Below are 10,120 nucleotides of genomic sequence, written 5' to 3' on the forward strand. Positions count from 1 at the left end.
GTGGTACTCGGCGATCATGGAATCCGGCTCGCCCCGGGTCTCGGCCCCGGTCTCGGTCGCGGTCCTGGTCGAACTCGTGCGGAGCGGCACGGCGGGCGGGCACGTCAAGTGCTGGGAGCGCTTCGCGGAGAGCGCCGCCAGTCTTCCTGACTCCGTCCCCGGGGACCCCGGGCTGGACCTGACCGTCTACTTCCTCGGAGCACGGGAGCGGGTCGAGATCCTGTCGCCACGGGTGCGGTTGGTCATGCTGCGACCCGTACTGAGCACCGCCGCCCTGACGTCGGCCGACGGCGCCGAGGACGTGTCCGATCTCGCTCCCCACCACCCGCGCCTCGCGACCCTGCTTCCCCGGCACGACGTGTGGCACCTGACGCACTGCTTCGCGTACTCCACCACCGCCGCCCGGCTGGCCCGGCGCGCGGCACGGAAGGGCGCCGGACGGCCGAGGGTCGTCGGTTCCGTCCACACGGACGTCCCGGCGCTGGCGTCGGTGTACACCCGCTACCTCGCCGACCGGGCGGTGACCGCCCTGCCTGCGCGACGGGACCCGGAGCGGATGCCGGGCGGCGCGTCGGACCGGGCGGCGGAATGGGCGGCGGGCCGGGCGGGGGCGTGGGCGCGGCGGCGGCGCGACCGGCTGTTGCGGGGCTGTGACCGGGTGCTGGTCCCCACGCCCGCGGGATGCGAGGAGCTCGCCCGGACCCTGGGCACGGACAGGGTCTCGCTGTTGCGCCGTGGCATCGACCACGCCCGATTCCGTCCCGACGGTACGGCTCGGGCGTGGCTCGCCCGTGAGCACGGGGTGCCGACGGACCGTCGGCTCGTTCTCTTCGCCGGACGGCTGGACGCGTCGAAGCGGGTGCCGTTGCTGGCCGAGAGTCTGCGGCTGCTGCGGGAGCGGGGCAGTGGCGTGCACGCCGTGATGGTGGGTTCCGGTGCGGAGGCGGGGGCGGTGCGGAGTGTTCTCGGCGGGGACGTCACTCTGTTGGGGGCGCTGCCGCAGGAGCGGCTCGCGCGGGTGTACGCGGGCTGCGACGTCTTCGGGTTCCCGTCCCGTACCGAGACGTGCGGCAACGTCGTCGCCGAGGCGATGGCCAGCGGTCTCGCCGTCGTCCTGCCCGAGGGGGCGCGGACCACGCAGTGGCTGGCCGCGCCGGGGCGGGACGGTGTCGTCGTACGGTCCGACGACGTGTGGGGGTGGGCGGACGCGCTGGGCGGGCTGGTCGACTGTCCGGGGTTGCTTGAGGCGATGCGGCGGCGGGCGGTGGCCACGGCCAGGGACGTTCACCCTTCGTGGGACCGGGTGCTGGCGGAGGACCTGCTGCCTGTCTGGATGCCGGGTGCGGCACCGGTTTTCGCGCCCCCGCCGCCCCTACCCGTCCCGTCCCCGGGGGCTCCGCCCCCCGACCCCCGATCGGCCTGAACGGCCTCGTCCTCAATCGCCGGACGGGCTGGATGTCCCTGGCCTAGGCGGAGAATCTAAGCCCCCGCCGGAAGCCGAGCCCCGGCGGGAAACCCAGCCCCGGCCGGGAAAGACAGCGCTGCCCCGCACCATCCAGCCCCTCCGGCGTTTGAGGAGCGGGGGTCCGGGGGCGGAGCCACCGAAGCGGGGTCCGGGGCGGAGCCCCGAGCGGGGTCGAAGGGGCGGAGCCCCTGGAGGTGGGACGGGTAGGGGCGGCGGGGGCGAGAACCCTGGCCCCGCCGCCCCGGCACGGACAGCGCCCCCCCGTCACACCTCCCGCCCCCCACCCACCCCACGCCCCCCACGCAACGCACCGATCAGCCGAGAAGAGTCCAGGCTCACGATCCCGGCCGCCACCAGAACCAGCCCCACGGCGGTGAACGCGGTCACGGGAAACCCGGCACGCACCACCTCGCCGAAGACCACGACCCCCACGACAACCGCCACCACCGGCTCCGTCGCGTCGATGACCGTCAGACTCGCCGCCAGCGGCCCCTGCTGGAACGCGCTCTGGACGAGCAGCAGGCCCCCCAGACTCGCGACCACGAGCGCGTACGTCTGCCAGGCGGAGAACACCGCGTCGAGCCCATGCCGCAGCCGCCCCACCGTCGCGGCCAGCAGCACGGACTGCGTACCCATGACCGCCCCGCCCGCCAGCGCCACCGCCGACGCCCGCCACGGCCCGGACAGCAGCCGCGAGAGAGCCAGCGCACCGCAGACCAGCGCACCGGTCGCGCCCAGGATCAGTAGCCAGGAGAGAAGGTCCGCCGCCCCCGGGTGGCCCCCGTGCGGGCGGGCGGAGGCAAGGGCCAGGGCCAGGCCGAACGCCACCGCGAGGGTGCCGAACCACTCCCGGGGCCCGAGCCGTACGCGGTACAGCCGTGCGGAGAGCGGGACGGCGAAGATCAGCTCGGTGACGATCAGCGGCTGCACCAGGCTGAGCGGGCCGAACGCCAGCGCCAGGGACTGGAAGCCGTAGGCGAGAACGGCCAGCCCGATGCCGTAGCGCCAGATCCGGTCCCGCACCAGCTGTCCCAGCAGACGGAGCGACAGCGCCTCCTCGTCCGGTCGCGCGCTCGCGGCCCGCTGCTGGAGCACCCCGGCCACGGCGAAGCAGACGGCGGCGGCGAGCGAGGCGAGTACGGCGACGGGCACGCTGCTTCGTCTACTCCGTCTTCGCCCGGTCGGCGGCCTGTGTCCCTTCCCGCGATTCCCGCGATTCCCGCGTGTGGACGTACAGACGGCGCCGGTCACCGACGTCGACCGGCTGGGGCAGAGGCAGCTCGTAGCGGACGGGCATACCGTGGTCCGCGAGCTGGCGGCTCGGGTTGTAGACCTGGTTGAACTTCCACAGCATGCGGGCGAAGTTGGTCTGGCCGCGCAGCAGGTTTCCGGTCAGGACACGGGCCGCGCCGAAGGCGGTGCGCAGCCCCAGGTGCTTGCGGTTGATCACGGCCTGGGTGCGCACGAGCTCCTCGTAGAAGCGCTTCAGTGGGAGCTTCGTGGGGACCACCGCGTGCTGGATGTCGAAGAGGCGGTAGTCGCGGGTGGTCAGGCGCCGCGACTCCGTGTGCCAGATCTCCGTCCCCGGATACGGCGTCATCACGGTGAAGTGGACGATCTCCGGTACGGACAGGGCGAACTCGCGGACGACCCGGAAGCGTTCCTCGTCCCACGACGGGTCGACGATCAGGTTGATGGCGACCCTGATCCCCATGCGGCGGGCCGTCTGCAGCGCCCGGAAGTTCTCGTCGGGGCTGACCCGCTTGCGGTAGAGGTCGAGCCCCTCGGCGTCGATGGCCTCCATCCCGAGGAACATGTAACGCAGCCCCAGCCGCGCCCACCGTTCGAAGACCTCGGGGTGGCGCAGCAGGACGTCGCTGCGGGTCTCCAGGTAGTACTGCTTGCGGATACGGCGGCGTTCCACCTCGGCGGCGATGGCGTTGCCGTGCTCGGGCCGGATGAAGGCGACGTCGTCGACGATGAACACGTTGGGCTCGCGGACGCGCGCCAGGTCCTCGGCCGCCGCTTCTGGTGACGCCTTGCGGTAGCTGCGACCGTAGAACGTCCACGCGGAACAGAACGAGCAGTCCCACGGGCAGCCGCGGGTGAACTCGATGGAGGCGCACGGGTCGAGCTCGCCGATGAAGTAGCGGCGGCGGTTCCGCATCAGGTCCCGGGCCGGGAGCGGGTCGTCGATGCCGTGCAGCATCAGGGGCGCGGGGCCGCGCCCGGCGGCGGTGACGACCCCGGGGACGCCGTCCACCCCTCCGTCGCGGACCGCCTCCAGCAGCGGGCCGATCGCCGGCTCGCCCTCGCCGCGGACCACCGCGTCCACCGCTCCCTCGGCCTGCTCCAGCACGTCCTCGGCGACGAAGGAGACACTGTGGCCGCCGAAGAAGACGAAACAGTCCGGCAGAGAGGCCTTCACTTCCGCGGCCAGGTCGATGGCCTCCGGGATGTTCGCCAGGTAGTTCAGCGAGATGCCGAGGGCCTGAGGCCGGAATGACCTCAGCTCGCTCATCAGCTGGTTCCGGCCGAGCACCTGGAGGTCCACCACACGCACGTCGTGGCCGGCGTCGCGGGCGGCGCCCGCCACGCGCTCCAGCCCCAGCGGTTCGAGTCGCAGGAAGATCTGGGAGTACATCAGGGCGCTGGGGTGGACGAGCAGCAAACGCATGGTCACCTCGGCACGTGCGGCGGAACGAACCGGGACGCGGGCGTCCTCGGAACGGCGGGTGTCCCCTTCGTATCCCGGCATTCCGCGGCGGTGTACCGCCCATACGGCCGCCTGGCGGCACCGCCCGGCGCGCAAGGGTGGTTTTGCCGCGTCGGGTACGGGGCTCCGGGAGCGTGCGGCCGGTGTGCCGACGATGGAACGGTGTTTCGCCGTGGTCTCCAGGGATCTGACGGGGGGTTCGCCGCAGGGCGTCTCAGGGGCGCCCCGTGCCGTTCCACCGCCGTCCGGGAACGTCGTCCGGGAAGGGGAACTCACGACACCGAGCCGCCGACCGCCGAACGCAGCCCTCGACCGACAGCGCAGACCGACAGCGCAGGGAGACCGACTCGTGACACCCACCGGCTCCACCTACGACCCCCAGGCGGCCACGGCCGTGCCCCCGGCGGCCATGGCCGTACCCCGCCGCACCGGAACCGGGCCCTCCCTGGCGTGGGACCGCCGGGCGGCCCCGCCACGGGACGTGCGGGTGGCCCTGGTCACCGGGGCGTCCTCGGGGATCGGCGCCGCCACGGCCCAGCGCTTCGCCGAGGGCGGCTGGCAGGTCCTGCTGAACGGGCGTGACGAGCGGGGTCTGGAGAAGACGGCCGCCGGGACGTCGGGGATCGTCCTGCCCGGTGACCTCGCCACCCCGGACGGCCCCCGGCTGCTGGCCGAGTCCGCGCTGGGCGCGGCCGGCCGGATCGACCTCCTGGTCGCCGGGGCGGGCATCGGCTGGGCCGGCCCCTTCACCACCATGCCGCACACGGCCATCCACCGGGTGCTGACCGTGGACCTCAACGCCACGCTCCACCTCGTACGGGAGGTCCTGCCCGCCATGGTGGCGGCGGGGCGGGGGCGCGTGGTGCTCGTCGGCTCGGTCGCGGGGATCGTGGGGGTGCGCAACGAGGCGGTGTACTCGGCGGCCAAGGCCGGGGTGGCCGCGTTCGCCGAGGCGCTCCGACAGGAGCTGCGGGGGACCGGCGTGGGGGTGACGCACGTCGTGCCCGGACCGGTGGACACGGCCTTCTTCGAACGGCGCGGCACTCCCTACCAGCGCACCCGGCCGCGGCCCACCTCACCCGGCAGGGTCGCGGGCGCGGTCTGGGACGCCGTCCGCCGGGGACGAGACGACGTGTACGTGCCGTCGTGGCTGGTCCTGCCGGGCCGGGTACGCGGCGTGGCCCCGGCGGTGTACCGACGGCTCCTGGACCGCTTCGGCTGAGCCGCACCAAGGCTGAACGGCTGAACGGCTGAACGGCCGAACGGCCGAACGCACGGTTCCCACGTGACCGCCGTGGTGGTAGAGGCCAGGGAATGACTCTCAATCGCCGAGCCCTCCTGCTCGCCGTCGCCCTCGCGGCGACCGTCACCGGAGCGCCCCCCGGACACGCCGCCCCCGGACACGCCGCCCCCACCCCGAACGCCGCCGACGGAGACGACGAGTACAACGCCCTCCGCCGCCGCTGGCTCGACATCTCCCTGGGTACCGGCTACGACCCGGCCGCCGAGCCGTACGCGACCCGCCTGAGGGAGACCGGTGAACTCGCCCGCGCCTTCAGGGCCGCGATGGCACCCACGCCCACCTCCCTCTGGCCGGGCCACCCCTTCGACCCGCCGTCCGGCATCACCGGGAGCTACAGCCGCCTGTGGACGATGACGCAGGCGTACTTACAGGAGGGCACCGGGCTCACCGGCGACGAGGGGCTGCTCGCGGACGTCCTGCGCGGACTCGACCACCTCTCCGTGACGGTCTACAACCCCTCCACCACCCGCTACGGCAACTGGTGGGAGTGGCAGATCGGCAGCCCCCGCCTCCTGACCGACATCGTGGCCGCACTCCACGACAAGCTGACGGACGACCGCCGCGCCGCCGCCTGCGCCGCGGTCGACCACTTCATCCCCGACACGATGCTCCGCGACTACTCGGGCACCTCCACCGGCGCCAACCGCGTCGACCTCTGCCGCTCGGTCGTCCTGCGGGGCATCCTCGGCCGCGCCCCGGAGAAGATCGCGCTGGCGCGGGACGCCCTCTCCCCGGTCTTCCCCTACGTCACGAAGGGGGACGGGCTGTACGCGGACGGCTCGTTCGTCCAGCACACGTGGGTGGCGTACTCAGGGACGTACGGGCAGGTCATGCTCGACGGCCTGGGCCGGCTCTTCGCGCTGCTCGCCGGGTCGAGCTGGGAGGTGACCGACCCGAACAGGCAGATCATCCTCGACAGCGTCGAGCACGCCTACGCACCCCTCATCCATGACGGCCTGGTCATGGACACCGTCAACGGCCGCGCCATCAGCCGCGGCCATCTCAAGGGCGACGAGCTGCGCGTGATGCGCGGTGACCACTACCACGGGCAGATGCTCATCGCGGCGATGGCCCTGCTGGCGGCGGGCGCCGGTGCCGCCGAGCGCGAACGCTGGTACGGGCGCATCAAGGGCTGGATCGAACGGGACACGGTGACCCCGATCCTCACGGCCCGCCAGTTCGGGGTCGCCGACCTGGCCCGGCTGCACGCGGTCGCGAGCTCCTCCGTGCCGGCCGCGCCCGATCCCGTCGGCCACCACCTCTTCGCCGCCATGGACCGCGCGGTCCACCGCCGCCCCGGCTTCGTGGCGAGCGTCTCCATGGCCTCCGAGCGGATCGCGCACTACGAGTGCGGCAACGGCGAGAACCCGCGCGGCTGGCACACGGGTGCGGGAATGACACTCTGGTGGCCGACCGGGGCAGGGCGGGGATCAGAGCGGTCCGACCAGCCCGACCAGCCCGACCAGCCCGACCGGTCCGACCGGTCCGACCGGTCCGACCAGTACACGGACTGGTACTGGCCCACCGTCGACTGGTACCGGCTGCCCGGCACCACCGTCTCCACCAGGCGTCTCGCCGACAAGGAGGGCGGCGAGTGGGGCGAGCCCCGGCCCGCCGTCCAGTGGGTCGGCGGGACCACGGACGGCACGTACGCGGCGATCGGCCAGCACCTCAGGGGCCTCGGCTCGACGCTCCAGGCCCGCAAGTCGTGGTTCTGCGCCGAGGACGCCGTCGTCTGCCTCGGCGCCGGCATCACCTGCGCCGACGGGGTGCCCGTCGAGACGGTGGTCGACAACCGGAACCTGGGGGAGCACGGCGGGCAGGAGTTCACCGTACGGCGCGGCTGGGCCCACCTGGAGGGCCACGGGGGATGGGTGTTCCCGGCGGGGGACGAGCCGCGCACCCTCCGCGAGCAGCGCACCGGAGCCTGGTCCGACATCAACACCACCAGTACGAGTGAACGGCGCACCCGGCACTGGCAGACCCTCTGGCTGGACCACGGCACGGACCCGGAGGACGCGAGGTACCTCTACGTGCTCATGCCGGGCGCCTCCCGCCACCAGGTCGCCGCCCGCGCGGCCGACCGCCGGTGGTTGTCGGTCCTCGCCAACGACGCCCGCCGCCAGGCGGTCCATGTCGGCTCCCTGGGCCTGACTGCCGCCACCTTCTGGTCCCCGGGCACCGCGGGCCCCCTCGCGACCACCGCACCGGCGAGTGTGCTGCTCCGCGTCCGGGGCCGTACCGCTACGCTCTGTGTGAGCGAGCCGCCGCGGACCGGCGAGAGCCTGGAGACCACCTGGGACCGCCCCGTGCGGAGCGTCGTCCGCGCGGACCCGACGGTCGAGACGCTGGCGGCGGGCCGCCGTCTGCGCCTCCGTGTCACTCCGGGGACGGAATGCGCGACCCACACTTGTGAGGTGTCTCTCGCCTGACCGCTTTGTGTGACCCCGACAACGCACAGGCCCTCTGAGCAGTCGGATCGGCTGCACGGGCGGTTGGTTCTGTTCAGTGGTACCAGGAAAACGGGCCGGAGACTGTACGGAGTCGACGGCCCGCTTTTCTTGGTGGACTTCGTATGGTCGCTACATGACCGTTTTGGATGATGCGCCGAGCGAGCCCACCGACGCGCGCGGGCGTGTGGCCGAACTCCACGAGATCCGTGCGCAGGCCCTGGCCGGACCGAGTGAGAAGGCGACCGCGGCGCAGCACGCCAAGGGCAAGCTGACCGCGCGGGAGCGCATCGAGCTGCTCCTGGACCCGGGATCCTTCAACGAGGTCGAGCAGCTGCGCCGGCACCGGGCGACCGGTTTCGGCCTGGAGGCCAAGAAGCCCTACACCGACGGTGTCATCACCGGCTGGGGCACGGTCGAGGGCCGCACGGTCTTCGTCTACGCCCACGACTTCCGCATCTTCGGCGGCGCGCTGGGCGAGGCCCACGCCACGAAGATCCACAAGATCATGGACATGGCCATCGCGGCCGGGGCGCCCCTGGTGTCCCTCAACGACGGCGCGGGCGCCCGCATCCAGGAGGGCGTCTCGGCGCTGGCCGGCTACGGCGGCATCTTCCAGCGCAACACCAGGGCCTCCGGGGTCATCCCGCAGATCTCCGTGATGCTGGGCCCGTGCGCGGGCGGCGCGGCCTACAGCCCCGCCCTGACCGACTTCGTGTTCATGGTCCGCGACACCTCGCAGATGTTCATCACCGGCCCCGACGTGGTCAAGGCCGTCACCGGCGAGGAGATCACCCAGAACGGCCTCGGCGGCGCGGACGTCCACGCCGAGACGTCCGGCGTGGCCCACTTCGCCTACGACGACGAGGAGACGTGCATCCACGAGGTGCGCTACCTCCTGTCGATGCTCCCGCAGAACAACCGCGAGAACCCGCCGCGCGCGGAGTCCACGGACCCGGCGGACCGGCGTTCCGACGTACTGCTGGACCTGGTCCCGGCGGACGGCAACCGCCCCTACGACATGGCCAAGGTCATCGAGGAGCTCGTCGACGACGGCGACTACCTCGAGGTGCACGAGCGCTGGGCCCGCAACATCATCTGCGCCCTGGCCCGCCTGGACGGCCAGGTGGTGGGCATCGTGGCCAACCAGCCGCAGTCGCTGGCCGGTGTCCTGGACATCGAGGCATCGGAGAAAGCTGCGCGCTTTGTCCAGATGTGCGACGCTTTCAATATCCCGATCATCACGTTCCTGGACGTACCCGGGTTCCTCCCGGGCGTCGACCAGGAGCACGGCGGGATCATCCGCCACGGCGCGAAGCTCCTCTACGCCTACTGCAACGCGACCGTGCCGAGGATCTCGCTGATCCTGCGCAAGGCCTACGGAGGTGCGTACATCGTCATGGACAGCCAGTCCATCGGTGCCGACCTCACCTACGCGTGGCCGACGAACGAGATCGCGGTGATGGGCGCGGAGGGCGCGGCCAACGTCATCTTCCGCCGGCAGATCGCCGACGCCGAGGACCCCGAGGCGATGCGGGCGCGCATGGTCAAGGAGTACAAGTCCGAGCTCATGCACCCGTACTACGCGGCGGAACGCGGCCTCGTGGACGACGTCATCGACCCCGCCGAAACGCGCGAGGTCCTCATCCGCTCCCTGGCGATGCTGCACACCAAGCACGCCGACCTGCCCTCCCGCAAGCACGGCAACCCGCCGCAGTAGTCCTGCCGGTAACCCAGCGGATCCTTCGCGGTACCCCCGCGGAAACCTCTCTCTCGGAGACTGAACCCATGAACCTGCCTGATATCCGCGTCGAGAAGGGCCACGCCGAGCCCGAGGAAGTCGCCGCGATCACGGCCATCCTGATGGCCCGCGCGGCCGCGCAGGAGCCCGCTCCGGTCCACCGTGGACGCCTCAAGGCGGGCTGGCGCCGCCTCGAGCGCGAGCCCGGCTTCAGGGCGCCCCACAGCTGGCGCTGAGCATCACGTAAGGGCCCCCTCCACCTGGAGGGGGCCCTTACGCATGTTTGTCGGCTGCGGGCCGGTTGTGGTTGCCCGCGCCCGCGCGGCGGAGCCGCATATCGACACAGCCCCGCGCCCCTCGAAACGCGCAGTTCCCCGCGCCCACACCAGTCGCATCGCCGCCGCGAGGTCCGCGCACGAGGGGAACTCCTCGGCCAGCAGGTGCG

The 10,120-nt window shown here is 72.5% G+C and carries 7 protein-coding genes; 5 read left to right on the plus strand and 2 right to left on the minus strand.

All coding sequences use genetic code 11. The annotated features are described in order from the left end of the window. Window positions 1–16 precede the first annotated feature (16 nt). Complete coding sequence (locus AB0959_RS51015; protein ID WP_366833854.1) at window positions 17–1,423, plus strand: glycosyltransferase; 1,407 nt, start codon at window positions 17–19, stop codon at window positions 1,421–1,423. Between the two features lie 306 nt (window positions 1,424–1,729). On the opposite strand, the gene AB0959_RS51020 is transcribed toward AB0959_RS51015, so the two are convergent. Then, the gene (locus AB0959_RS51020) at window positions 1,730–2,617 is read right to left on the minus strand and encodes a DMT family transporter (protein ID WP_366833855.1); all 888 of its coding nucleotides are present in this window, start codon (window positions 2,615–2,617) and stop codon (window positions 1,730–1,732) included. Window positions 2,618–2,627: 10 nt separating this feature from the next. Further along, entirely contained in the window at window positions 2,628–4,142 is a 1,515-nt protein-coding gene (gene hpnR, locus AB0959_RS51025) for a hopanoid C-3 methylase HpnR (RefSeq protein WP_366833856.1), read from the minus strand. Window positions 4,143–4,530: 388 nt separating this feature from the next. Between hpnR and AB0959_RS51030 the strand changes: the two genes are divergently transcribed. From AB0959_RS51030 to AB0959_RS51045, 4 genes are all read left to right on the plus strand, one after another. Then, window positions 4,531–5,403 (plus strand): SDR family NAD(P)-dependent oxidoreductase, encoded by an 873-nt coding sequence (locus AB0959_RS51030; RefSeq protein WP_366833857.1) that lies wholly within the window; start codon window positions 4,531–4,533, stop codon window positions 5,401–5,403. A gap of 92 nt (window positions 5,404–5,495) precedes the next feature. Beyond that, on the plus strand, window positions 5,496–7,916 hold the full coding sequence (locus tag AB0959_RS51035) for a polysaccharide lyase 8 family protein (protein ID WP_366833858.1): 2,421 nt from the start codon (window positions 5,496–5,498) through the stop codon (window positions 7,914–7,916). A 154-nt stretch (window positions 7,917–8,070) separates the two neighbouring features. Next, the gene (locus AB0959_RS51040) at window positions 8,071–9,654 is read left to right on the plus strand and encodes an acyl-CoA carboxylase subunit beta (protein ID WP_366833860.1); all 1,584 of its coding nucleotides are present in this window, start codon (window positions 8,071–8,073) and stop codon (window positions 9,652–9,654) included. Between the two features lie 68 nt (window positions 9,655–9,722). Continuing rightward, entirely contained in the window at window positions 9,723–9,911 is a 189-nt protein-coding gene (locus tag AB0959_RS51045; RefSeq protein WP_366833861.1) for an acyl-CoA carboxylase subunit epsilon, read from the plus strand. The last annotated feature ends 209 nt before the right edge of the window (window positions 9,912–10,120 follow it).

It is taken from the genome of Streptomyces sp. NPDC046862, assembly GCF_040704615.1.
Taxonomy (GTDB): Bacteria; Actinomycetota; Actinomycetes; order Streptomycetales; family Streptomycetaceae; genus Streptomyces.

Bases quoted from the DNA above. Each gene is read 5' to 3' on its own strand.
- AB0959_RS51015 (WP_366833854.1), top strand. From the start codon at position 17: ATGGAATCCGGCTCGCCCCGGGTCTCGGCCCCGGTCTCGGTCGCGGTC.
- hpnR (WP_366833856.1), bottom strand. From the start codon at position 4,142: ATGCGTTTGCTGCTCGTCCACCCCAGCGCCCTGATGTACTCCCAGATC.
- AB0959_RS51035 (WP_366833858.1), top strand. From the start codon at position 5,496: ATGACTCTCAATCGCCGAGCCCTCCTGCTCGCCGTCGCCCTCGCGGCG.
- AB0959_RS51040 (WP_366833860.1), top strand. From the start codon at position 8,071: ATGACCGTTTTGGATGATGCGCCGAGCGAGCCCACCGACGCGCGCGGG.
- AB0959_RS51045 (WP_366833861.1), top strand. From the start codon at position 9,723: ATGAACCTGCCTGATATCCGCGTCGAGAAGGGCCACGCCGAGCCCGAG.